Below are 23023 nucleotides of genomic sequence, written 5' to 3'. Positions count from 1 at the left end.
CATCAGCCAGGCCCGGGCGCCCCCGCACACAGCCCGTCCATGACGAGATCCAGAAGCCGCGCACTCTGGGCCTGCCAGTCCCCGCTGGAGTCGATCTGCCAGATGCCGGCGATGGCCAGGATGAAGTCGTCGGCCGTCAGCCCCGGACGGAGGGTGCCCACCTCGCGATTGGCGGCGAGCAGCGCCTCGATCGCCTCGACCACGAGCGCGTAGCCCGGCTGGGCCGGGCCGGCCGACGTTCCGACGATCTGCCGCATCGCGTCCGACAGGCCGACCTTGGCGACGGCGAAGCGGGCGAGCTGCTCCATCCACTCACGCAGCGCTTCGTCCGGAGCCCGGGTCTTGAGCAGTTCCGCCGCCGCGTCGGTGAGCACCATCACCTCGTGACGGTAGACCTCCAGGACGAGCGCTTCACGGTTGGGGAAGTTGCGATAGAACGTGCCCTGCCCGACCCCCGCCTTCTTGGCGATCAGGCTCAGCGGGACGTCCTCGGCGCGCGACAGCTCGGCAAGCGCCACCTCCAGGATTCGCTCCCGATTGCGCTGCGCGTCCGAGCGCTGAGGCCCGTCGTTCCTGGAGTCCACTTCCCCTCCTCCGGGGCTCATGCCCACAACCCTTGCTAACCGGATAACTGTCCGCTACGTTCTGACTTAGCGGACACCAGTCCGCTTATATCCACCATAACGCCCTCCACGTGCGCATCAGTGGGCGAGACCCCCGCAGGTCCGCATTGTCCTCCACTCTCCTCGCTGGCGCGGTCTGGCGTGCCCTGACGCATCCAGGCGCCCTCCCGTACTGATCGGGCCCTGTCCACGGAGTAACCAAGTGCTTGATATTTCCCGAGAATTGGGTCGCTGGCTCGAAGAGGGCCGGGAGTTCGCGGTGGCGACCGTCGTCGGCGTCAGCGGCAGCGCGCCGCGCGGGCTCGGGGCGGCCCTCGCCGTGGACAGCGACGGCACGGCCGTCGGATCGGTGTCCGGCGGGTGCGTCGAGGCGGCGGTGTACGACCTGTGCAGACAGGCGCTCCAGGACGGCAGGAGCCGCATCGAGCGGTTCGGGTACAGCGACGAGGACGCCTTCGCCATCGGATTGACCTGCGGCGGCACCATCGACATCCTCGTCACACCCGTCACCACCGACGCGCCGACCAGGGCTGTGCTCGGCTCCGCCGTGAGCGCCATCAGCCGCGGCGAACCCGTGGCCCTCGCCCGGATCGTCCGCGGCCCGGCCGACCTCCTCGGCGCAAGCCTGCTCGTCCACGCCGACGGCACCCACGAGAGCTCGCACACAGACGACCGCCCCGAGTTGGCACGCGCAGCCGCCACCCAAGCGCAGGGGCTGCTGCGGGCTGGGCGCACCGGCACGGTCGAACTCTCCGAAGACGGATCCCTCTGTCCCGGCGGCCTGACCCTGCTCGTCGAGACACACGCCCCGCCACCCCGCATGATCGTGTTCGGCGCCATCGACTTCGCCGCCGCACTCGTCCGCGCCGGCAAGTTCCTCGGCTACCACGTCACCGTCTGCGACGCCCGCCCCGTCTTCGCCACCCGCGCCCGCTTCCCCGAGGCCGACGAGATCGTCGTCGACTGGCCCCACCGCTACCTGCGCAACACCCAGACCGACACCCGCACCGCCCTGTGCGTCCTCACCCACGACGCCAAATTCGACATCCCCCTCCTCCAGCAGGCCCTGCGCATGCCGGTCGCCTACATCGGCGCCATGGGCTCCCGCCGCACCCACACCGACCGCGAGCGCAGGCTGCGTGAAGCCGGCCTGACCGAGCGCGAGTTGGCCCGGCTCCGCTCACCCATCGGCCTCGACCTCGGCGCCCGCACGCCCGAGGAGACCGCCCTCTCCATCGCCGCCGAGATCATCGCCGCGCGACACGGCGGCACCGGTGTCCCCCTCACCGGCACCCAGACCCCCATCCACCGCACCCCGGCACCGCCCGCGGCCGTGGATGCAGCCTGAATCCCCGAAATCACCGCACTTCACCACACCCCACTGGAGACAGTCATGAAGTCCCGCAGACTCAGCCGCCGCGTCACTCTCGTCGGTGTCGGTGTCCTCACCACGGCCGCACTGACCGTAGGCACCACCGCGTTCGCCAACGCGGACACCGACACCGCACCCAGGTCGTCCACCACGGTCGCCACGCCGTCCGGTCACACCGCCAAGGAGACCCGCAACAAGCGGATCGTGCTCGGCTTCGTGGACCTCGGTATCAACCAGAAGCAGCCTCAGGAGGCCGCCGACCGCTACCTGGGCGACCTCGTCCAGCACAACCCCAACGTCGCCGACGGCAAGGAGGGGTGGGTCACCTGGGCGACGGGGTTCGTCAAGGCGGTGCCGAACGTGAACGTGGACTTCAAGCGGGTCCTCGTCGACGGTGACTTCGTGACGCTGCACACGCACATCACGGTCTCCCCGACCGACCGCGGCACCGCGGCGATCGACATCTTCCGGGTGCAGAACGGCAAGATCGTCGAGCACTGGGACGCCTCGACGCAGGTGCCCGAGACCTCGGCCAACGACAACGGCATGTTCTGACACACGCCACGTCCACCGCGTCCCGCCGGCCGCTCGGTCGGCGGGACGCGGTGCCGCTCAGCCGGACTTGGGGCGGGCGAGTCCCAGGTCGTAGGCGAAGATCACCGCCTGGATGCGGTCGCGGGCGCCGATCTTGGACAGGATGCTGCGGACGTGGCTCTTGACCGTTGACTCGGCCACGACGAAGTGGGCGGCGATCTCGCCGTTGGTCCAGCCCTTGCCGATGGCGACGAGGATCTCGCGCTCCCGGTCGGTGAGACCGTTCAACCTCGCTTCCTGGGCCGGGCCGTCGACCGGTTCCGGGACGTGCTGGGCGTACTCGTCCAGGAGACGGCGGGTGAGCGCGGGCGCGATCACAGCATCCCCGGCGGCTACGGCCCGGATACCGGCCAGAAGTTCCTCGGGGCGCACGTCCTTCAGCAGGAACCCGCTGGCGCCCGCGCGCAGAGCGGCGTGGACGTACTCGTCGAGGTCGAAGGTGGTCAGGACGAGGATGCGGGAGCGGTCCCCGGCGGCGACGATACGGCGGGTCGCCTCGATGCCATCCATGCCGGGCATGCGGATGTCCATGAGGACGACGTCGGGGCGCAGTTCGGCCGTGAGGCGGACCGCTTCGGTGCCGTGCGCGGCCTCGCCCAGCACGGTGGTCTCGGGGGCGGATTCCAGCAGCAGGCGGAAGGCGTAGCGCTGGAGCGGCTGGTCGTCGACGATGAGCACCGTGGTCACCGGTCACCTCCCTGGGGCGTGAGGTCGAGGGTGACCTCCACACTCCAGCCTCCCTCCCCCGACGGTCCCGCGCTCACGATCCCGCCGTAGAGTGCCGCTCTCTCCCGCATGCCCACCAGGCCGTGTCCTTCCTCGTTGCGCGGTGTCGCCGGGCCGCCCGGCGCGCCGGTGTCCTGGACGCGGATCTCCAGTCGCGTGTCCTCGACGGCGATCGACAGATTCACCCGGGTCTCGGCGCCGGCGTGCTTGAGCGCGTTGGTGAGGGCTTCCTGGACGATGCGATACGCCGTCAGCTGCACCCCTTGGTCCAGGGCGTCCAGGTCACCGCTGGTCCGATAGACGACCCTGGGGCCCGCGGCCCGAACGCCGGCACACAGCATCTCGATGTCCGTCATGCCGGGCTGCGGGCTGAGCGGAGGCCCGGACGACGGGCTGTTCGCAGCCTCGCGCAGCACGCCGAGCGTCCTGCGCAGCTCGCCGAGGGCCTGGCGGCCGGTGTCGCCGATCAGGTGCAGCGCTTCCTTGCCGCGTTCCGGAGCGGTGTTCGCGGCGTACGCGCCCGCGTCGGCGAGGTTGATGATGACGGCCAGGTTGTGGCCGACGATGTCGTGCATCTCCCGGGCCACCCGGGCTCGTTCGGTGGCGGTCGCCAGCCTGCTGCGCTGGTCGCGCTCGATCTCCAGCCGGGCCGCCCGCTCCCGCAACCCGGCGAGCTGGGCCCGGCGGAACCGGATCACGAGGCCGAGCGCGAGGGCCGCAGTCGCCGTGCTGAACAGGAAGAACAGCGCGTCCCAGACGGGCACGGACGCCGACACCCGGACCGCGGCCAGCGTCATCGCCCCCGCCGTGACGGCGCCGGCCCACGGCAGCTGCGAAAGTCCGCCGTGCAGGGCCAGGCTGTACAGGGCGACGAAGAGGGCGATGTCCGCGCGCAGTCCGGCACCGAGCGCCCACTGGAGCACGAACACGGCCGCGATGACCCCGAAGGCAGTCAGCGGTCTCCGTCGCCGCCACAGCAGGGGCAGTACCAGCCCGGCCTGCAGCGCCAGCGTCGCCGCCAGGGGCAGCTCGGTGAGCGTGAGACGAATCTTGCGCGGACCGTCGTCCCCGCTCCCCGCGGGCAGTACGTCCGGCAGACAGAACATCACGACGGCCACGACGACCACGGCGGTGTCCAGCACCCAGGGACGGGCACGGTCCGCGTTCCGCAACCGCTGGGCGCCGCGGTTCAGCCGGGCGACCAGGGGTCCCATACCGCCGGTGTCGTCGATGCTCACGAAGGTCACCTGTCTGCTGTCCAGGCGGTCAGACGTCGTTGCGCTTGAGCCGGTAGGCCGCGCCCGCCAGCGTGAGCGCCGTCCAGCCGAGGAAGACCACCAGTCCCGCCCCGGGGGACAGGGTGGTGGAGTCGTGTGTCAGGGCGAACATGGACTCGCCGGCGTTGCTCGGCAGGTAGGGGCTGATGTTGTCCTCCCAGGAGCTGGGCAGCAGCGAGGTCAGCCCGGGAAGCAGGACGAACACTCCGACCAGCACCGAGATGCCGCCCGCCACCGACCGCAGCAGCGCGCCGAGGCCCACACTGATCACCCCGATCAGACCGAGGTAGAGGCCCGCGCCCAGCAGCGACCGCAGGACGCCCGCGTCCGACAGGCTCTGCGCCGCCTCGGTGCCGGAGACGATCTGGCTGCCGACGAGGAAGGCCACGAACGCGCCGGCCGAGGCGACCACCGCCGCCACCAGCCCGTACAGCGCCGCCTTGGACCACAGCACCGGCAGCCGGCGCGGCACCGCCGCCAGCGTGGACCGGATCATTCCGGTCGAGTACTCCCCTGCCATCACGAGCACTCCGAGGACTCCGAGGGCCAGTTGCGCGAAGGGGACACCGAACAGGGACAAGTCCACGGCCTTGGACGTGTCGAAGTCGCTGTCCAGGTTTCCGGCGTTGAACTGCCAGGAAATGATCAGTCCGAACACGAGCAGGAACATCAGGCCGAGCGTCAGCGTGATCCATGTCGAGCGCAGGGACCAGAGCTTGGCCCACTCCGAGCGCAGCACGCGCCATCCGGTCACCCTGTAGGCGGGGCGGGGCGATTCGGCCGGGCTGAGCCGGGGCTCGGGGGTAGCGGTAAGGGAACTCATGCCACCCTCCCAAGGGTGTCGATGCCGGTCGTGGTGCCGTGGTACTCCACCGCATCCCTGGTCAGGTCCATGAACGCCTCTTCCAACGAGACCGTTCGCTGGCTCAGTTCGAACAGCGCGATGCCGTGCTCCGCCGCCTTCAGCCCGATCTCGCGCGCGCTGATCCCGGTGACGTGCAGTTCCTCGGTGCCGACCTGGCCGGTGATGTCGACGCCGGGTCCCGCCAGCACGTCCCGCAATCGCGCGGGGTCCTGGGTCGCCACCCGCACGGTGTCGCCGCCCGCCTCGCGGACGAGGTCCCGCACGGTCGTGTCGGCCAGCAGCCGCCCGCGCCCCACGATGATCAGGTGGTCCGCCACCAGTGCCATCTCACTCATCAGATGCGAGGAGACGAACACCGTCCGCCCCTCCTGCGCGAGCCCGGTCAGCAGATTGCGGATCCACAACACGCCCTCCGGATCGAGGCCGTTGACCGGCTCGTCCAGCATCACGATCTGCGGATCACCGAGCAGCGCCGCCGCGATGCCCAGCCGCTGGCCCATGCCTAGGGAGAAGGCCCCGGCCCGCTTCTTCGCCACGCTGCCGAGCCCGGCGAGGTCGATGACCTCGTCGACACGGCTGCGCGGGATGCCGTGGGTCAGCGCGAGCGCGTTGAGGTGGTTGTAGGCCGAGCGGCCCGGGTGGATCGACTTCGCCTCCAACAGCGCGCCGACCTCCTGGAGCGGGGCCCGGTGCTGGGCGTAGCGACGGCCGTTCACCGTCACGGAACCGCTCGTCGGGGCGTCCAGTCCGACGATCATGCGCATCGTGGTCGACTTCCCCGCGCCGTTGGGTCCCAGGAAGCCGGTCACGGTGCCCGGCTTCACGGTGAAGTCCAGCCGGTCCACCGCGGTCTTCTCCCCATACCTTTTGGTCAGTACCTGTGCCTCGATCATCAGCGTGCCTTCCCTCGGCCACGGACGCCTGTCGGGCGCCTCACCAGCAACGCTAGGAGCGGGTGGGCCCCAATTCGGTCCCCCCGCGGGCGGGACCGCGGGGTGGGCGTCGTACCCCGGTACGAGACGGGTGTGCGACTCAGGTCCGGTGGTGCCGCTGTGGCGGCTCCCCAGCACGGGCGATCACAGCAGCTTGTCCAGGGTGAGGGGCAGGTCGCGGATCCGCTTGCCGGTGGCGTGGTGAACGGCGTTCGCGATCGCGGCGGCGACCCCGGTGGGACCGACCTCTCCGATGCCGGTCAGGCCCAGGGGCATGGTCGGGTCGGGCTCGTCGAGGCACATGACCTCGATCTGCGGGATGTCGGCCTGGACGGGGAGGTGGTACTCCGCGAGGCTCGGGTTCATGATCCGCCCGTTGCGGGGGTCCACGAGGGTCTCCTCGCCCAAGGCCATGCCGATCCCCGCGATGATGCCGCCGCGGAGCTGACTGGTGGCCGTCTTCGTGTTGATCACCCGGCCGAAGTCGAACACGCCGGTCCAGCGCGCGACGCGCACCTCGCCGGTGTCCTGGTCGACCCGGACCTCGCAGAAGTGGGCTCCGTAGGCGGCCTTCATCCAGCGCCGCTGTTCGCGCAGGAACCTCGTGAAGAACTTCACCTGACCGGTCACCTTCCCGACCCGGGTGTCCGAACCGATCGCCACCTCAAGGGACGGCAGGCCCGCCCTGGCCAGCGTCTCCGTGTGGCTCTGGCCGGTGGTGCCGTGTCTGCGGGCCAGGCTGCGCAGCCGCTTCTTGAGCTTCTCGCACCCCTCCAGGAGGCTGTTGGCGACGGTGGCGGTCTGGACCGAGCCGATCGCTGCGGCGCTGCTCGGCAGATCCGAGTCGCCGTATTCGACTCGTACGTTCTCGAACGGGACGCCGAGCGCGTCGGCGGCGATCTGCGCCTGTACCGTCGCGGCGCCCACGCCGATCTCCTGGAAAGCGCAGCGGACCACCACAGTGCCGTCGACGGACAGCCGGACCGTGACGTTGGCCGCCATCTGCTGGGCCGGGTGGAACGCGGTGGCCACCCCCATGCCGACCAGCCAACGGCCGTCCCGCATCGACCCCGGCTCCGGGGTGCGCTCGCTCCAGCCGAACCTCTCGGCGCCCAGCGCGTAGGCCTCGGGCAGCCAGCGGCGGGAGAAGGCCTTGCCGTCGACGGGATTGGTCTCGGGCTCGTTGAGCATGCGGAATCTGATCGGGTCCATGCCGACCTGGTAGGCCAGTTCGTCGATCGCCGACTCCAGCGCGAAGCTCCCGATCCCCTCGCTCGGTGTGCGCATCGGCGACGGCGGGATGAGGTCCATCTCGACCAGGTGCTGCTGGAGCAGCATGGTCGGGGTGGCGTAGAGGTGCCGTGACGGGCTGGTCAGTGTCTCCGGGAGACCGCCGACTCGTCCGGTGCGGGCGACGGTGGTGTGGATGAGGGAGGTCAGCCTGCCGTCCTCGCCGGCGCCGAGCGCGACCCGCTGGGTGGCGGCTCCCCGGGCGCCGACGGTGTGGTAGACCGCTTCCCTGGTGAGCATCATGCGCACGGGGCGGTCGATGGCCCGCGCGGCCAGAGCGGTGAGGATCGTGCCGGCCCAGACCACGCTCTTGCCGCCGAATCCGCCGCCCACGAACGTCGAGACGACCCGTACGTTCGCCGGCAGGACGTCGAACCGCAGTGCGAGGTGGGTGCGCAGCCAGTCGATGCTCTGTGTGCTGTCGTGCACGGTGAGCCGGTCGCCGTCCCACACCGCCGTCGTGGCGTGCGGTTCGATCGCGTTGTGGTTGTGGGGCGGGGTGGTGAACCGCAGGTCGACCTTGACCGGCGAGGCCGCGAACGCCGCCTCCGCGTCCCCCTTCTTCGCACCGCTAGGCAGCACCATGTTGGCCTTCTGCGGCTGGGCGTTGCCTTCTTCGGCGGCGAAGTCCACGGCGGACGGACGTTCGTCGTACGTGACCCGGACCAGGGCGGCGGCCTCGCGTGCCGCCTCCAGGGTCTCAGCCACGACCAGGGCCACCGGCTGACCGTCCCAGAAGATCTCGTCGGTCCTGAGGTAGTTGACCTGGGTTCCGGCCGCGAACGTGGCGAAGTTGAACGGGTTGAACGGCTGCGGCGGCTTCAGCTCGGGCGCGTTCTCGTGGGTGAGCACGGTGATCACGCCGCGTACGGCGGTCGCGGCGGCGGTGTCGATGGCGGTGATCCGGCCACGGCTGATCGTCGCGGGGACGAGCGTGGCGTAGGCGAGATCCGGATAGGCGACCTCGGCGGAGAAGACGGCGGCCCCGGTGGTCTTGGCGGGTCCGTCGACACGGTCCACGGGCTTGCCGACGACGGAGCCGCCCGTCTCGGCGTGGGGCAGGGTCTCGGTCATGCGGCGCTCCCGTCCGTGAGCAGTCGGCGCAGGGTCGCCACGAGAGTGCGTCGCGCCAGTTCGATCTTGAAGTCGTTGTCGCCCCGGCCGACCGCCGAGGCGAGTGCGGCGTCCGCGGCCCGCGCGAAGGACTCCTCGGTGGCCGGAGCCCCGAGCAGTACCTCCTCGGCCTCGTGCGCACGCCAGGGCTTGGGGGCGACGCCGCCGAGCGCCAGCCGTACGGCACTGACGTGCCCGTCCCGGATCTCCATCGCCGCGGCCACCGAGACCAGGGCGAAAGCGTAGGAGGCCCGGTCACGCACCTTGCGGTAGCGCGATGTCGCCGCGACCGGCAGGCCGGGCACCTCGACGGCGGTGATCAGTTCGTCCGGGGCGAGTTCTGTCTCGATGTGCGGGGTGCTGCCGGGCAGGCGGTGGAAGTCGGCCAGCGGAATCCGCCGGGCCCCGTGCTCGCTGCGCACCTCGACGACCGCGTCCAGGGCGACCAGCGCCACAGCCATGTCCGACGGGTGGGTGGCGATGCACTGCTCGCTCGCCCCGAGGATCGCGTGACCACGGGTGAAGCCGCCGATCGCGGCGCAGCCACTGCCCTGTTCACGCTTGTTGCACGGTGAGGCGCCGTCGTAGAAGTAGAGGCAGCGCGTGCGCTGCATCAGGTTTCCGCCGACGGTCGCCATGTTCCGCAGCTGTGCCGAGGCGCCGTGCAGGATCGCCTGGGACAGCATCGGATACCGGGTCCTGATCACCGGATGCGCGGCGAGTTCGCTGTTGCGCACGAGCGCGCCGATCCGGATGCCGCCGTCGGGCAGTTCCTCGATCCCATTCAGCGGAAGGCGCGTGATGTCCACGATCGTGTCCGGACGCTCGACGTTCTCCCGCATGAGATCGACGAGGTTGGTGCCGCCGCCGAGGAACTTGGCGTTGGGTTCGGCCGCGATGGCCCGGACCGCGTCCTCGACGTCGGAGACGGTCAGATAGGAGAAGGACTTCATCAGGCCACTTCTCCGATCGCGGCGACGATGCCGTTGTAGGCGCCGCACCGGCACAGGTTCCCGCTCATCCGCTCCCGGATCTCCGCCTCGGACAGCTCACCGCCGCTCTCGGCCAGGTGCTCGGTCGCGGCGCTGGGCGCCCCGCCCTTGTGCTCGGCCAGCATCCCGATCGCGGAACAGATCTGACCGGGCGTGCAGTAGCCGCACTGGAATCCGTCATGGCGGATGAACGCCTCCTGCAGCGGATGATCAACCCCCTCGATGGTGGTGATCTCGCGATCGTCGTACTGCACGGCCAGCGCGAGGCAGGAGTTGATCCGCACCCCGTCCACCAGCACGGTGCAGGCGCCGCACGCCCCCTGGTCACACCCCTTCTTCGTGCCGGTCAAGCCGGCATTCTCACGCAGGGCGTCGAGCAGGGAGGTGCGGTTGTCGACGAACAGCTGGTGCTTCTCGCCGTTGATGGTCAAAGAGATGACGCTGGATGCCGTCGAAGGGGCCAGACCCATGATCATCCTCCTTTCTCGCCGGTCACCCACGCCACCGGCCATTCACACCGGCGCCGTCGGCCGGTTATGGTGAACTTAAGCGGACAACAGTCCGGTACCGGGGAAAGTAGCGGACTGCTGTCCGGTTATCAAGTGCAGGGACGGGTACGCCCGGGAGGAGGACGAGTGGAACCGAAGAGTGGGACGCCTCAGCGCTCGGACGCACAACGCAATCGCGAGCGCATCCTCGCGGCGGCGTTGACCGAGCTGTCCTTGTTCGCGGACGCACCACTCAGCCTGATCGCCAAAAGAGCGGGAGTCGGGCAGGGGACGCTGTACAGACACTTCCCCAGCCGCGAAGCGCTCGTTCTCGAAGTCCACCAGCGCGAGGTGCAGCACCTCGCCGAAAGCGCGCCCCAGCTTCTGCTCAACGGAAGCCCCGATGAGGCCCTGCGCGAGTGGATGAGCCGTCTCGCATACTTCGCCACGGCCAGGGCCGGCCTGGCCGACGCGCTGCGCCAGGCCATCAGCGCGACGGGAGGCCCGGCGAAACCCGGATACTCCCTGGTCGTCGACGCGATCGAACTCCTCATCAAGGCCAACCACGAGGCCGGCACCATCCGCCCGAACATGACCACCGACGACTTCATCCTCGCCATTGCTGGCGTCTGGCAGATCGACGGCCGCGGGGACTGGCGGACCCGGTCCGGCCGCCTTCTGGACCTCGTGATGGACGGTCTGCGCGTGGGGGCGCCTGGGCCGCGATGAGGGTCCGCGGGCCTGGGCGCGTCGAGGCCCAGGCCGATGCGCCCCGGAAGCGTCGTTGAACCGTTCCGACTCCTCTGCCGCTCCGTTGCGAGCCAACAGACAGGATGGGACACGTACCCAAGAAGATTGACGCAGCCCTTCGCGGCCAGGCCGTGCAACTGGCGGCAGAGCACCGCTTCAAGCAATCTCCGAGGCCACAGAGGGGCGGACTTGGGCGCTGCCGCCGTGGAGAGGGGCCGAGACGCAAGCGCAACATCACCCTGGATCCCTCGACCCCCTTCTGGAAGCAACTGTACTCGTGCCGGCGACGGCCCGAGACGTTCACCCGCCGCCGACACCGCGAGCTCCTGATCGACGGGACTCCAGGCAGGTCAGCACGGCCTGGAGGTCCAGCGCACTTCATCGGTTGCTGGATCAAGCTGCCAGCGATCAAGTGCGCCCACCCGAGCGAGTTGGTCAAGCAGGGTGGCCGCCGCAACGGAGGAGATGCCTGCGGTCCGGGTGAGGTGAATGGTTTCGATGCTGCCCCGGCCGTGATCATCGGTGCATGCGGCGATTTGCAGAGCCACCAGGCGGGCGACGGCCCTCTGTCGCCGTACGGCCGGACGGCATGTCTGACGCAGCGCCCAGTCGGCGGCTTGAGCGCGGGCGCGCCGGCCGGGGACCTGGGTGAGCACCGAGGGGTCGAGCAGGTCGAAGCGGCGGAACCGCTGCGCCGAAGGATCGGAACGCAGCCAGGCGGCTTGTTCCAACTCGTGCCAGATGACGTGCAGATGCCCCAAGCGCATGCTGCGCGTGATCCCGTCCGCGAGCGTGACGCTCCCCTCGCCGTCGACACGAAGCGCGCACTGTAGCGCGACCAAGCGAGCGGCAGCACTGGTACAAGCCGGGAGGGCGGCCGCGAGGTAAGCGAGCATTTCCCGGACTCGGGTGGCCGACGGCAGTCCCGGACTCGTCGCGGCTCGCTGTGGCCGGACGCAGCCATCGCCTTCCCCGGGTACAGCCATGTCCGTGGCGGTGTCGGGGACCACTGCCGCGTAGGGAATTGCCCGGGCGCACGCGGTACAAGCGTCGGCCAGGCGCCAGTTGCGTCCGGCCCGGTCGCGGGCGAGCACAAGCCGGATGGGGCCGGCGCAACCTCGATGCCGGGGATGCCAGCGGCATTCCCGCTGCCGACACTGGCACGTACGAAGATGTCCGGCGAGCGCGTCACCTCGCGCATGGGCCGCGAGATGCCGTAGGGCGTCGGACTTCGCCGCGGACGCCTGCAGCGAGACGGCCCTGGGCGCACAGCGCGGACACACGAGCAGCGGGCCGCCCGCCCGCGGCCGAAGCTCCACGGTCCACACCCGGGGGACCACTGTGTGCAGGGAGAGCCTCATCGCTCTCGCTCTCCTCCTGTCCAAGGACTTGACATTGCGGGGCACGCGAAGGCCAGGCGCACCACTGCATCGCAGCGGCTCGCCCCCGGCAAACATCACCCCTTCCCTAGCAAATAGTGCAGAAGTCTGCACTGACGGGGCAGGGGTCTGCACCGTCGGATGGTGGGGTGACGATCTTCCCGCCCGACCCGAACCTCGACGCCTTGCGTGTCCAGCTCGCGCGGTTGAGGAGCGAGCGCGGGTGGACCTTCGACGAACTCGCCGACCGCAGCGGCCTCGCCCGGCGCACCCTCATCGACCTTGAGCACGGCCGTACCACCGGAAAGATCACCACATGGCACGCCTTGGCTCACGCCTTCGGCCTGCCCATCGATCAGTTGCTGGAACCGCTCTGCGAGGGCCACGAACCACCCAGCACCGTGGGCTCCTGACCGGCCGCTTCGCGAGAGAAGACCCGCCCGGTGATTCACCCGAACGGAAACCTGATATCGAACATGCGCGCCACTAGTCGCACGCCTGCCGTATCCGGTGAGCCATTCGCATGACCTGAGGCGGCCGCAGTGCCATGGTGCGGCGTGCAGCCTGGCACGTTGCTCGCCATGCAACCGCACGACTTCGCCCACCGCTGGGACAGCGCCGCCCCCGCAGTCCCTCGTCGCCGCCTGCGCGTCGCCACCTCCAGCCCCAGCCGTCTCCTGCGCCAGGGACAGAGCCGTAGGTGCCGAGAGTGCGGCAATCGCGTCGACTGGTATCCGCGCGCTGATCACCGGCCGATCGGACTGCATCCCTACGAGCTGCCCACCTGCCCGGTCCCCATCGCCTGTCACTGGCATCTGAGCGGCGGCATCGCCTACCGTGGCGCCGACTCCGCGTGGTGCCGCATCCCGCACGCCGCCGTCTGCCCACGGCGCGCTCCGGACAGCAACCTCACTCCCACCCTTACGGAACTACGGCGCCGCCTGGCCGTGCTCACCCGCCGCCGGATCGACGCGGGACTCTTCACCCCGCCACCCCCTGTCACATGCCCGACCACGGCGCAGCCGGATGAGCGGCCGGTGTTGCCGATCGTGGAGATCCTGCGCATCCGCTACCTCGCCGAGCAGCCCCTTGAGGAGCTGCGGTGCGTGTCCCAAACTCGCCGTGGCCACCGCTGCCCCCACCCGGTCCTGGACCCAGCCGCCCCGGGCGGCGTCTGGAGCTCGGCCGCCATCTCTTCGGGAACAGGTCAACTCGCTCTGCCGACGGACCATTTGGTCCTATACGACCTGAATGGCGTGCCGTATGCGGAGCAGCTGCGGTGGCGAACACAGCGCTGCCCCGCCCACATGGCGGCGAATACCGCCCCCGACCTCGCACTGGCCGGATGGCAGGTCTTCGACCCGCTCACCCACCACACCCACATCCGCACCAGTCTCCCCGACTCGCCCCCGTCTCTCCGGGGCCCTGAGGCCGACTCGACTGGGCCGCTCCCGTCTCCCACCCGCCGACGCACAACGTGCCGTGGACGAGGACGAAACCGTTGAACCCCACTGACGAGCAAACTGCCGCCGCGGACGCCTTCCACGCCGGCGACCACGTGGCACTGCAGGCCGGCGCGGGCACCGGCAAGACCAGCACGCTCGCGCTGCTCGCCCGCTCCACCCAGCGCCGCGGCCGCTACCTCGCCTACAACCGCGCCATCGCCCACGACGCCCGCGCCCGCTTTCCCTCCACCGTCACTTGCAAGACGGCCCACGCCCTCGCTTATGCCGCCGTCGGCCACCGCTACACGCGCCGCCTGAACGCTCCACGGCGCCCCGCCTGGCAGACCGGTCACGCCCTCGGCCTCTCCGAACCCCTCCAGATCGGCCACCGCAAGGTGTCCCAACGGACCCTCTCCAACGCCGCGTTGCGCACCATCTCCCGCTTCTGTCACACCTCTGACCTCACGATCAGCCACCGGCACGTCCCGCGGCTCCGGGGACTCGATGAAGACGATCTGCACTCCGAACTCGCCGAGCACCTCCTGCCGTTCGCCCGAAGGGCATGGATGGACCTGCAGCACTTCGACGACGGAGCCGTCCGTTTCGACCATGACCACTACCTCAAGATCTGGGCGCTCACCCGACCCCGGATCGAAACCGACTTCCTTCTCCTGGACGAGGCCCAGGACACCAACCCCGTCGTCGAACAGGTCTTCCTGGCTCAGCGCGACCACGCCCAGCTCGTCATGGTCGGCGACTCCGCCCAAGCCATCTATCACTGGCGCGGCGCCAAGGACGTCATGGCCGGATTCGAGGGCACTCAGCTCACCCTCACGCAGTCCTTCCGGTTCGGTCCCCGTCTCGCCGCCGAGGCGAACCGCTGGCTCGCCTTCGCCAACGCCCCACTACGCCTGACGGGAACCGACACCGTCCCCACCGAACTCGGACCCGTCCTCCGACCTGATGCCGTGCTGTGCCGCACTAACGTCGGGGCCATGGCCCACGTCATGCGACTCATGGCGTCGGGCGGCAGGGTTGCCCTCGCCGGAGGCGGCCAGAGCCTGCAGTCCCTGGCGCAGGCAGCACGCGACCTCAAGGAGGGCCGCCGCACGCACCACCCCGAACTCCTGCTCTTCACTACTTGGGGCGAGCTCCAGGACTACGCCGCGTACGACCCCAGCGGCCGAGACCTGCAGCCTTTCGTCGACCTCGTCGACACCCACGGTCCCGATGCCATCCTGGCGGCGGTGGCCCGCCTCGCCCCGGAGGAGACCGCGGAGGTGACGGTGTCCACCGCGCACAAGGCCAAAGGCCGGGAATGGGGGTCGGTGACGATCGCCGACGACTTCGAACCCCCAGCTCCCGACGATCCTGGCGACGAGCAGTCGGACACACGTCAGATCGACGAGAGCGAGGCACGCCTGGCCTATGTCGCCGTGACCCGAACATGCCAGCGCCTCGACCTCGGAGGGCTGTCCTGGGTCACCAATCAGACGGCCGTGACAACTCGACAGGAAACTGGCTGACGTCCACCATCCGGACCCCGACGAACATCCGACGCCCTGAAACACTCCGGACCGAGTGAATTGAGAGCATTGCGATCACGCTCGCCCCCGCCCTGCACTACGCTCCGCGAGGATCCACACCCACAGCGATGAGGTTGCCATCGTGACCGACATACGCGACGGGCATCGCCGACTCGCCCGAAGCCTCGCCCCGTTACCGGAGGAGTCCCTGCCTGGCTTCCTCCTACGCCTGTCCCACCGGTTGGGTTGCTCGCCCACCCGCATCGCAGAGTTGGGCGGGTTGAGCAGTTATAGGCGGCACGTTCCTGCTCGCTACCTCTTGGACCTGCCGGAAGATCTGACACTGCAATTCGCCTGGGTGGCTCGGCTCAGCACCCATGAGGTCAAGTCGCTCACGCTGCAGCACTTCGCGGCGGCTCATCCCGTATTGCGCTCCCATCCGCATTCGGCGTCTCGTGCCAACGCGTTGACCTCCGTGGACTGGGGCATGAACGCGGCGAGCCGGTATTGCCCCGCATGTCTGCGCGGTGACGGCAGTTCCATTCAGCGGGAATTCGGCGGAGCTTGGAAACTGAGATGGCACCTGCCGTTCTCCTTCGCCTGCACCAGGCACGATCGCCTGCTCTCCGATACATGCCCCGACTGCCGTCAGCCGCTCAATGGCCTTGCCGACCGGCGTTTGAGCTTGGTCCAACGACCTCGAGTCCCTGGCGCACATCCAGCCGCGTGCCGCCATGCGGCCGTCGCTGGGGGCAACATCTACCGCGGCCGCTTCCCCACCTTCTGCGGAACTCGCCTGGACGCCAGCACCGAACCCGCCCTACCAAGCCTCACCTCGACCGAACGAGCGCTCTTAATCGATCTACAGCAACGGCTGGACGCCGACCTCCACTCCGACGGCAGCGCAGCCATCCCGGACCTGGTGCTCGTCACCCACCTCATCAAGTTGAGCTGGCCGCTCGGCACCTCACTACTTCCGACCGCCCCTCTCACCGAACTGCTGGACAGGCACCTCTCGCCCATCACTCAACTGCTCCACGAACAACCCGGCCCCGCCCCTGCCGGTTCCAAGAAGCTCACGGGAGTACGAACACCACCCACCGACCCCGGCGAATGCGCCGCACTCCTGCTGGCGGCCGACGCAGCCCTTGCCAACCGCGATCTGTCCTCGCTACGCGAGCGCCTCCGCCCACTGGCACAGGAGGCGCGCCAGCGCGCTCCGGGCTACATCGGCAATGTCGTCCGGGCCAGCGAGCACGTCTCGCCGGACCTGCTGCGGGCCATCGCGTGGCGCGCACACGGATATCAGCGACACTCAAGGCTGCGGCAACAAAAAGCGAGCCACCGCTACACGATCGAAGAGATCCCCTCGTTTTTGCCCAAGGAATGGTTCGACACCAACTTCGCGGAGTTGATGCATCGAATGAACACCCCCGATGCCCGGCTCGCCTATTCCTTGAGACGGGCTTCATCCCTACAGCTCGCCCAGTTCATCACCGGAGAAACGTGGCCATGTTGTGCACCGCAGATCGGAATTCCACCCGGCTACGCCGCAAAACTCCTCGCTTCCACTGGAAAACGACTCGACAGAGCAGGCCTCTGGCTGGAGTTCGAAAACCGCGTCAGAGCCGTCGCCTGTCAACTGGATGCCAGCGGAACTCGAGTCAACTATGCCCGCAGGCGGCAGAGGATGGCCGACTGGCATCTCCCCGATCAACACTGGGATGCCATCTGCCGCGGCGTTCCGCGCTTCCGGTCCGCGCACTACGGACATAACCCAGGTGTTGGAGAAGTCCTCGTGTGGTGCAATGTCACCCAGGGTGAACGCGCCCTCAGCCCTTTGGTACGGGCGCTCCGCGAGGACAACAAGTCCATGGCCGAGAACGTCGTCGCCCGAGCAGGGGTCTTCCACGGTCAGCTACACACACCTCGTCGACTCTTGCGCCTCCGTCTCGACCGTTACGCCTCCTTGCTGTCCCAGGCTTGCGACCTGCAGAAACCCTTGGACATCGACATCGACGAGATCGCCGCTACTCCTGCCATATCGATGCCTCAGGTATCCCAGGGTCCGACGCCGCTCCCCTGAACTCTCTACGCGACGCATGCGAGATAAACCTGCGACCATCGCACGGCGCTTCCGCTCGACATAGCCGTCGCAGCCGCGGAAGGAACGGCCATCCGCGCCTCAAACTCTGCAGCCTCGCCCCGACATAACAGCAGTTCAAAGCCCAGTCAGCAGCATCACTGAGAGATCTGCAGCGCCGCCGACGAACGTTGACCTCAGTGCCAACTATCCCTCTTTTGTGCCAACTAAAAATCCTCGTCACAAGTCGCCGGGCGTACGGCTACAGTCCCACGATCGCGTTCCATCTCTTCGAGAACTCCACCCGTTCCGTCGACGTGATGTCGCGGGCGATCACCAGCCGCTCGCGCATCTCGGCGTCGGGGAAGATCAGCGTGTTCTCGGCCAGCGCGGCCGTCTCCTCGTCCTTGGCGGAGGCGAGGACGTCCTGCGCGGCCGGTACCGGGCAGACGTAGTTGACCCAGGCGGCGAGTTCCGCGGCGACCTCGGGGTCGTAGTAGTAGTCGATCAGCCGCTCGGCGTTGGCCTTGTGGCTCGCGCGGTCGGGGATCATCAGGGAGTCCGACCAGAGTTCGGCGCCCTCCTCGGGGACGACGAAGCGGATGTCGGGGTTGTCGGCCTGGAGCTGGATGACGTCGCCGGAGTACGCCTGGCAGGCGAGGACGTCACCGCTGACGAGGTCCTTCGTGTAGTCGTTGCCGGTGAAGCGGCGGATCTGGCCGCTGTGCACGTACTTCTCGACCTGGTCGCAGACCGTGTGGAAGTCGTCGGCGGTCCACTTCCTGATGTCCACGCCGTTGCCCTGCATCAGCAGCGCGAACGCCTCGTCGAGGCCGGACAGCAGGGTCACCCTGCCCTTGAGGTCGCTGTCCCACAGTTCGGAGACGTGCCGTATCTCGCGTCCGAGGCGGCGATGGTCGTACGCGATGCCGGTGATGCCCGACTGCCAGGGCACGGTGTGCTTGCGGCCCGGGTCGAAGGCGGGTGAACGGAGCAGTGGGTCGAGGTACTTGGTGACGTTCGGCTGGTCGGCCCGGTCCATCTCCTGGACCCAGCCGAGGCGGACGAAGCGCGCGCACATCCAGTCGCTCATGACGATGAGGTCGCGGTCGGTCGACTGGTGGTTCATCAGCGCGGGGCTGATCTTGCCGAAAAACTCGTCGTTGTCGTTGATCTCCTCGACGTAGTCGACGGAGATGCCGGTCTCCTTCCCGAACGCCTCCAGCGTCGGCCGCTTCGTCGTGTCGTCGTCGTCCGTGTCGATGTACAGGGGCCAGTTCGCCCAGCTCAGCTGCTTGTCGGTGGCGGACCGGTCGGGGACCGCGCGGTCGCCGGCGGACACGTACGCGGCGGGCACACCGCACCCGGCGAGGGCGCCCAGCGCCGCGGTGCCGGCGCATGCGCGCAGCAGGGAACGGCGGGAGAGGCGGGGCGTCTGCTGTGGGAGGGGCATTCCGGCAGCATGTCGCGCCCGGCTGTGGACGGACAATCGACGCTGCGTCGAGCCGTGGCACAGGCAACGGACACCTTGTCGATCAGCCGACGACGGCCGCTGTCCCCGGCCCTCCCGGCGAAAGGCTGACCTCCACCGTCAGTCCCCCCTGCGGCCGCGTGGTCGCCCGTACCCGCCCGTCGTGCGCGGCGACGACGGCCGCCACGATCGACATCCCGAGCCCCAGCCCGTCCCTCTTGCGCACCCGTTCCGGGCCGCCCAGCCGCCGGAACGGCTGGAACAGCCCCTCCGCCTGCTCCGCCGCGATCAACGGCCCGCTGTTCTCGATCCGCAGCCCTGGCCGCCCGGCCGCGTCCACCCCTGTCCACACGCTGACCCAACTCCCCTCCCCCTCGGGGAGGTTGTGCCGTACGGCGTTGTCGGTGAGGTTCACCACCAGCCGCTCGATGAGCTGCGGATCACCGAGCACGGGCGCGGATTCGAGCCGTGTCTCGACCCGCGCGACCCCCGACTCCGGCAGCCGCTCCCGCACGACCTTCGCCAGGTCCACGAACTCCCGCCGCTCAAGCCCGCGTTGACTCCGAGCCAGTGTCAACAGCGCGTCGATCAACCGCTCCTGCTCCTGCCCGGCCGCCCGCACCCGCAACAGCGCCGCCCGCAGGGAGTCGACGGACGCCTCGGGGTCGGCGAGCGTCACGTCGACGATCGCCTGCTGGAGGGTGAGCGGGGTCCGCAACTCGTGGGAGGCGTTGGCGACGAAGGCCTTCTGCGCCTCGAACGCGCCCTCCAGCCGGGCGAGTACGGCGTCGAAGGTGTCCGCCATGGCCTTCAACTCGTCGTCCGGCCCGGCCACATCGAGCCGCTCGTGCAGATTGTCGGCGGAGATACGACGGGCGGACGCGGTCATCGTCCGCAGCGGCGCCAGCACCCGCCCCGCCACCAGCCACCCCAACGCGACCGACAGCAGAGCCATCACGGCGAGGGCGACGCCCCCTTTGACCAGCAGCTCGTGCAGCTGATCCGACCGAACAGCCTCGACCACGGCGTTCACGGCCGGCGGATCAAGCCCCACCGGACCACCACCCACCCCCTGCCCCTCACCCCGCGTGGACGTGAAGGCCTTGCCCGACCGGGAACTCGCGGCGAGGAAATAGGTGAACCCCAGCAACATGGCCCCGGCCACCACGAACAGGGCGCTGTAGAGCAGGGTCAGCCGCCACCGGACACTCCGCGGCCACCACGTCGGCACCCTCCCGCCCCCGTTCATCGAATGCGGTACCCGGCCCGGTCGACCGTCTCGATCAACGGCGGCTCCCCCAGCTTGCGCCGCAGCCTGCTGACGGTGACCTTCACGGTCTGGCTGAAGGGATCGGCGGCCTCGTCCCACGCCCGCTCCAGCAGCTCCTCACTGGAGACGACCGCACCCTGCGCGCCGAGCAGCAGCTCCAGCACGGCGAACTCCTTGGGGCTGAGCGGCAGTCGGGACCCCGCCCGGGTCGCCTCCCGCCGCGCCGGATCGACCCGCAACTCCCCGCGCACCAGCACGGGCGGCAACGCGGGCTGCGCGCGCCGCGCCAACGCCCGTATGCGCGCGACGAGTTCGGCGAAGGCGAACGGCTTCGCCAGATAGTCGTCGGCCCCGAGCCCAAGGCCGGCGACCCGATCGGCCACGGCCCCCGACGCGGTGAGCATCAGCACCCGCGCCCGGCTGCCCCCGCGCGCCAGCGTCCGGCACACCTGGTCGCCGTGCACGCCGGGCAGATCTCGGTCCAGTACGACGACGTCGTAGCCGTTGACCTCGGCGCGCTCCAGCGCCGTCGCCCCGTCGAGGGCCAGGTCGACCGCCATGCCCTCCCGGCGCAGCCCGGACGCCACGGTCTCGGCGAGCTCTTCGTGATCCTCGACCACCAGCACACGCATGCGGTCAGTGTGTCCGCGCCGGGGTTACACGGCGATAAGGACGGCCGTTCCCGTGCCGTAACCGCCCGGGCGCTTGGGTTGGCCCCGTCAGCACCACCGCCAGCCACGAGGAGGACCCCATGCGTGCTCTGCCGACCCGGCCCCAGCGACTCGCCCTCGGCATAGCCGTCCTGACGGCCGCCGCACTCGGCACGGTCAGCGCGTCGGCCGCCCAGTCGTCCGGTACGACGTCCACCGACGTCGAGCCTCCGAGCAGCGGGGCCGCCTTCGCGGTCGCCTACCACCCCACCGGGAACGCCCCCGACGACGTCAACGAGGCGAACGACGACTTCGCCGCGTGCATGCGCGACCAGGGCGAGACGACATTCCCCGACTTCCACGCGACGACGGACGAGGAGGGCAGGGTGCGCCTGGAGGTGAAGTCGACGGCCGGGAAGGACTTCGACCCGACGTCGAAGTCGTACGAGAAGGCCCTCAAATCCTGCGCCCCGATCCTGAAGAAGGCGGGCATCACCTTCCCGAACCCGGCGGACCTGCCCAAGCTCCCGACCCCGGCCAAGCCGGGAGAGCCGGGCGACGAACTCCCGTCCCTGCACGAGCACATAGAGAAGGCATAAGGCCACGGAGGAGGGGGAACGGGGCGGCCCCGGACGGTACTTGATCCGTCCGGGGCCGCCTGTGTCGTCGTACGGACTACGCGTCCAGGGACGTCATCACGTGCTTGATCCGCGTGTAGTCCTCGAACCCGTACCCCGACAGATCCTTGCCGTACCCGGACTTCTTGAACCCACCGTGCGGCATCTCGGCGACCAGCGGGATGTGCGTGTTGATCCACACGCACCCGAAGTCCAGCTTCTTGGACATCCGCATCGCACGCCCGTGGTCCTTGGTCCACACCGACGAAGCCAGCGCGTACTCCACACCGTTGGCCCACTCGACGGCCTGGTCCTCGTCGGAGAAGGACTGGACGGTGATGACCGGCCCGAACACCTCGTTCTGGATGATCTCGTCGTCCTGCTTCAGCCCGGACACGACGGTCGGCGCGTAGAAGTACCCCTTCTCACCGACCTGGTGGCCACCGGCCTCGACCTTGGCGTGGGCCGGCAGCCGCTCGATGAACCCGGAGACCTGCTTGAGCTGGTTCGGGTTGTTGAGGGGACCGAAGAGCACGTCCTCGTCGTCCGGCTGCCCGGTCTTGGTGTCGGCCGCGGCCTTCGCCAGCGCCGCCACGAACTCGTCGTGGATGGACGCCTGCACCAGCACGCGCGTGGCCGCCGTACAGTCCTGGCCGGCGTTGAAGAAGCCCGCCACGGAGATGTCCTCGACGGCCTTGGCGATGTCGGTGTCCTCGAAGACCACGACCGGCGCCTTGCCGCCCAGCTCCAGGTGGACCCGCTTGAGGTCCTTGGACGCGGACTCGGCGACGGACATGCCGGCGCGCACGGACCCCGTGATGGAGGCCATGGCGGGGGTCGGGTGCTCGACCATGAGGCGACCGGTGTCACGGTCACCGGTCACGACGTTGAAAACGCCCTTGGGCAGGATCGACCCGATGATCTCGGCGATGAGGACGGTCGAGGCCGGGGTGGTGTCGGACGGCTTCAGCACGACCGTGTTGCCCGCGGCGAGAGCCGGCGCGAACTTCCACACGGCCATCATCATCGGGTAGTTCCACGGCGCGACCTGGGCGCACACACCCACCGGCTCGCGGCGGATGATGGAGGTCATCCCCTCCATGTACTCGCCGGCCGAGCGGCCCTCCAGCATCCGCGCGGCGCCCGCGAAGAACCGGATCTGGTCCACCATCGGCGGGATCTCCTCGGACCGCGTGAGCCCGATCGGCTTGCCGGTGTTCTCCACCTCGGCGGCGATGAGGTCCTCGGCCCGCTCCTCGAACGCGTCCGCGATCTTCAGGAGGGCCTTCTGCCGCTCGGCGGGGGTCGTGTCGCGCCACGCGGGGAAGGCGCGGGCGGCGGCCTCCATCGCGGCGTCGACGTCGGCCTGCCCGGACAGCGGCGCGGTCGCGTACGCCTCGCCCGTCGCGGGGTTGACCACGTCCGTGGTCCGTCCGTCGGCGGCGTCCCGGAACTCACCGTCGATGTAGTTGCGCAGACGACGCAGCTCGGTGCTCACTGCCGGCCTCCTGTGTCGGGTCGAACTGTCCATTGGTTGAGACACCCACCCTAATCGGCTCG

The 23023-nt window shown here is 69.3% G+C and carries 21 protein-coding genes; 8 read left to right on the top strand and 13 right to left on the bottom strand.

Translation table 11 applies throughout. The annotated features are described in order from the left end of the window. Positions 1 to 2: 2 nt before the first annotated feature. Entirely contained in the window at positions 3 to 584 is a 582-nt protein-coding gene (locus IQ210_RS41015; protein ID WP_194084387.1) for a TetR/AcrR family transcriptional regulator, read from the bottom strand. Positions 585 to 825: 241 nt separating this feature from the next. Here IQ210_RS41015 and IQ210_RS41010 point away from each other — a divergent pair, with 241 nt between their 5' ends. Beyond that, positions 826 to 1971, top strand: coding sequence for an XdhC family protein (locus IQ210_RS41010; protein WP_194084386.1), 1146 nt, complete (start codon positions 826 to 828; stop codon positions 1969 to 1971). A gap of 45 nt (positions 1972 to 2016) precedes the next feature. Next, a complete protein-coding gene (locus IQ210_RS41005) occupies positions 2017 to 2550 on the top strand; it encodes a nuclear transport factor 2 family protein (protein ID WP_019068816.1) in 534 nt (177 codons plus the stop codon). Between the two features lie 57 nt (positions 2551 to 2607). Here the strand turns inward: IQ210_RS41005 and IQ210_RS41000 are convergent, their stop codons facing one another. The 7 genes from IQ210_RS41000 to IQ210_RS40970 all read right to left on the bottom strand — a co-directional run bounded on the left by IQ210_RS41000 (position 2608) and on the right by IQ210_RS40970 (position 10254). Further along, the gene (locus IQ210_RS41000; protein ID WP_019068815.1) at positions 2608 to 3276 is read right to left on the bottom strand and encodes a response regulator; all 669 of its coding nucleotides are present in this window, start codon (positions 3274 to 3276) and stop codon (positions 2608 to 2610) included. Further along, positions 3273 to 4562 carry a sensor histidine kinase gene (locus IQ210_RS40995; protein ID WP_194084385.1) on the bottom strand — a complete coding sequence of 430 codons (1290 nt, stop codon included), beginning with the start codon at positions 4560 to 4562 and terminating at the stop codon, positions 3273 to 3275. The genes IQ210_RS41000 and IQ210_RS40995 overlap by 4 nt, the downstream gene beginning before the upstream one ends. A gap of 19 nt (positions 4563 to 4581) precedes the next feature. Beyond that, the gene (locus IQ210_RS40990; RefSeq protein ID WP_026178562.1) at positions 4582 to 5415 is read right to left on the bottom strand and encodes an ABC transporter permease; all 834 of its coding nucleotides are present in this window, start codon (positions 5413 to 5415) and stop codon (positions 4582 to 4584) included. After that, positions 5412 to 6350, bottom strand: coding sequence for an ABC transporter ATP-binding protein (locus IQ210_RS40985; protein WP_194084384.1), 939 nt, complete (start codon positions 6348 to 6350; stop codon positions 5412 to 5414). The genes IQ210_RS40990 and IQ210_RS40985 overlap by 4 nt, the downstream gene beginning before the upstream one ends. 183 nt (positions 6351 to 6533) lie before the next feature. Next, positions 6534 to 8753: a xanthine dehydrogenase family protein molybdopterin-binding subunit gene (locus IQ210_RS40980; protein ID WP_194084383.1), complete on the bottom strand. Its 2220-nt coding sequence runs from the start codon at positions 8751 to 8753 to the stop codon at positions 6534 to 6536. Next, the gene (locus tag IQ210_RS40975) at positions 8750 to 9745 is read right to left on the bottom strand and encodes an FAD binding domain-containing protein (protein ID WP_194084382.1); all 996 of its coding nucleotides are present in this window, start codon (positions 9743 to 9745) and stop codon (positions 8750 to 8752) included. The genes IQ210_RS40980 and IQ210_RS40975 overlap by 4 nt, the downstream gene beginning before the upstream one ends. Next, entirely contained in the window at positions 9745 to 10254 is a 510-nt protein-coding gene (locus IQ210_RS40970; RefSeq protein WP_194084381.1) for a 2Fe-2S iron-sulfur cluster-binding protein, read from the bottom strand. The genes IQ210_RS40975 and IQ210_RS40970 overlap by 1 nt, the downstream gene beginning before the upstream one ends. A 165-nt stretch (positions 10255 to 10419) precedes the next feature. Between IQ210_RS40970 and IQ210_RS40965 the strand changes: the two genes are divergently transcribed. Next, positions 10420 to 11001 (top strand): TetR/AcrR family transcriptional regulator, encoded by a 582-nt coding sequence (locus tag IQ210_RS40965; protein WP_194084380.1) that lies wholly within the window; start codon positions 10420 to 10422, stop codon positions 10999 to 11001. Between the two features lie 371 nt (positions 11002 to 11372). On the opposite strand, the gene IQ210_RS47635 is transcribed toward IQ210_RS40965, so the two are convergent. After that, positions 11373 to 11918 carry a hypothetical protein gene (locus IQ210_RS47635; protein ID WP_228049387.1) on the bottom strand — a complete coding sequence of 182 codons (546 nt, stop codon included), beginning with the start codon at positions 11916 to 11918 and terminating at the stop codon, positions 11373 to 11375. A gap of 632 nt (positions 11919 to 12550) precedes the next feature. Between IQ210_RS47635 and IQ210_RS40955 the strand changes: the two genes are divergently transcribed. The 4 genes from IQ210_RS40955 to IQ210_RS40945 all read left to right on the top strand — a co-directional run bounded on the left by IQ210_RS40955 (position 12551) and on the right by IQ210_RS40945 (position 17458). Then, positions 12551 to 12814 (top strand): helix-turn-helix transcriptional regulator, encoded by a 264-nt coding sequence (locus tag IQ210_RS40955; RefSeq protein WP_019068803.1) that lies wholly within the window; start codon positions 12551 to 12553, stop codon positions 12812 to 12814. Positions 12815 to 12982: 168 nt separating this feature from the next. Continuing rightward, positions 12983 to 13906: a DUF6083 domain-containing protein gene (locus IQ210_RS47630; RefSeq protein ID WP_228049386.1), complete on the top strand. Its 924-nt coding sequence runs from the start codon at positions 12983 to 12985 to the stop codon at positions 13904 to 13906. Beyond that, positions 13903 to 15372, top strand: coding sequence for a UvrD-helicase domain-containing protein (locus IQ210_RS40950; protein WP_194084378.1), 1470 nt, complete (start codon positions 13903 to 13905; stop codon positions 15370 to 15372). The genes IQ210_RS47630 and IQ210_RS40950 overlap by 4 nt, the downstream gene beginning before the upstream one ends. 142 nt (positions 15373 to 15514) lie before the next feature. After that, on the top strand, positions 15515 to 17458 hold the full coding sequence (locus tag IQ210_RS40945) for a TniQ family protein (RefSeq protein ID WP_102133353.1): 1944 nt from the start codon (positions 15515 to 15517) through the stop codon (positions 17456 to 17458). 259 nt (positions 17459 to 17717) lie between these two features. On the opposite strand, the gene IQ210_RS40940 is transcribed toward IQ210_RS40945, so the two are convergent. The 3 genes from IQ210_RS40940 to IQ210_RS40930 all read right to left on the bottom strand — a co-directional run bounded on the left by IQ210_RS40940 (position 17718) and on the right by IQ210_RS40930 (position 20828). Then, entirely contained in the window at positions 17718 to 18908 is a 1191-nt protein-coding gene (locus IQ210_RS40940) for a polyamine ABC transporter substrate-binding protein (protein WP_194084377.1), read from the bottom strand. An 82-nt stretch (positions 18909 to 18990) separates the two neighbouring features. Further along, on the bottom strand, positions 18991 to 20157 hold the full coding sequence (locus IQ210_RS40935; protein WP_256781650.1) for a sensor histidine kinase: 1167 nt from the start codon (positions 20155 to 20157) through the stop codon (positions 18991 to 18993). 14 nt (positions 20158 to 20171) lie between these two features. After that, the gene (locus IQ210_RS40930; RefSeq protein WP_194084375.1) at positions 20172 to 20828 is read right to left on the bottom strand and encodes a response regulator transcription factor; all 657 of its coding nucleotides are present in this window, start codon (positions 20826 to 20828) and stop codon (positions 20172 to 20174) included. A gap of 119 nt (positions 20829 to 20947) precedes the next feature. Here IQ210_RS40930 and IQ210_RS40925 point away from each other — a divergent pair, with 119 nt between their 5' ends. Continuing rightward, positions 20948 to 21445, top strand: a complete 498-nt coding sequence (locus tag IQ210_RS40925) for a hypothetical protein (protein WP_194084374.1) — start codon at positions 20948 to 20950, stop codon at positions 21443 to 21445. Positions 21446 to 21521: 76 nt separating this feature from the next. On the opposite strand, the gene IQ210_RS40920 is transcribed toward IQ210_RS40925, so the two are convergent. Beyond that, the gene (locus tag IQ210_RS40920) at positions 21522 to 22961 is read right to left on the bottom strand and encodes a gamma-aminobutyraldehyde dehydrogenase (RefSeq protein ID WP_194084373.1); all 1440 of its coding nucleotides are present in this window, start codon (positions 22959 to 22961) and stop codon (positions 21522 to 21524) included. Positions 22962 to 23023: the final 62 nt, after the last annotated feature.

This window comes from Streptomyces justiciae, assembly GCF_015163075.1.
Classification (GTDB): domain Bacteria; phylum Actinomycetota; class Actinomycetes; order Streptomycetales; family Streptomycetaceae; genus Streptomyces; species Streptomyces justiciae.
The sequence above is the reverse complement of the archived record's forward strand: the minus strand, read 5'-3'. Positions and strand labels throughout refer to the sequence as shown.

Bases quoted from the DNA above. Each gene is read 5' to 3' on its own strand.
- IQ210_RS41005 (WP_019068816.1), top strand. From the start codon at position 2,017: ATGAAGTCCCGCAGACTCAGCCGCCGCGTCACTCTCGTCGGTGTCGGT.
- IQ210_RS40990 (WP_026178562.1), bottom strand. From the start codon at position 5,415: ATGAGTTCCCTTACCGCTACCCCCGAGCCCCGGCTCAGCCCGGCCGAA.
- IQ210_RS40985 (WP_194084384.1), bottom strand. From the start codon at position 6,350: ATGATCGAGGCACAGGTACTGACCAAAAGGTATGGGGAGAAGACCGCG.
- IQ210_RS40980 (WP_194084383.1), bottom strand. From the start codon at position 8,753: ATGACCGAGACCCTGCCCCACGCCGAGACGGGCGGCTCCGTCGTCGGC.
- IQ210_RS40975 (WP_194084382.1), bottom strand. From the start codon at position 9,745: ATGAAGTCCTTCTCCTATCTGACCGTCTCCGACGTCGAGGACGCGGTC.
- IQ210_RS40970 (WP_194084381.1), bottom strand. From the start codon at position 10,254: ATGGGTCTGGCCCCTTCGACGGCATCCAGCGTCATCTCTTTGACCATC.
- IQ210_RS47635 (WP_228049387.1), bottom strand. From the start codon at position 11,918: ATGCTCGCTTACCTCGCGGCCGCCCTCCCGGCTTGTACCAGTGCTGCC.
- IQ210_RS47630 (WP_228049386.1), top strand. From the start codon at position 12,983: ATGCAACCGCACGACTTCGCCCACCGCTGGGACAGCGCCGCCCCCGCA.
- IQ210_RS40940 (WP_194084377.1), bottom strand. From the start codon at position 18,908: ATGCCCCTCCCACAGCAGACGCCCCGCCTCTCCCGCCGTTCCCTGCTG.
- IQ210_RS40930 (WP_194084375.1), bottom strand. From the start codon at position 20,828: ATGCGTGTGCTGGTGGTCGAGGATCACGAAGAGCTCGCCGAGACCGTG.
- IQ210_RS40925 (WP_194084374.1), top strand. From the start codon at position 20,948: ATGCGTGCTCTGCCGACCCGGCCCCAGCGACTCGCCCTCGGCATAGCC.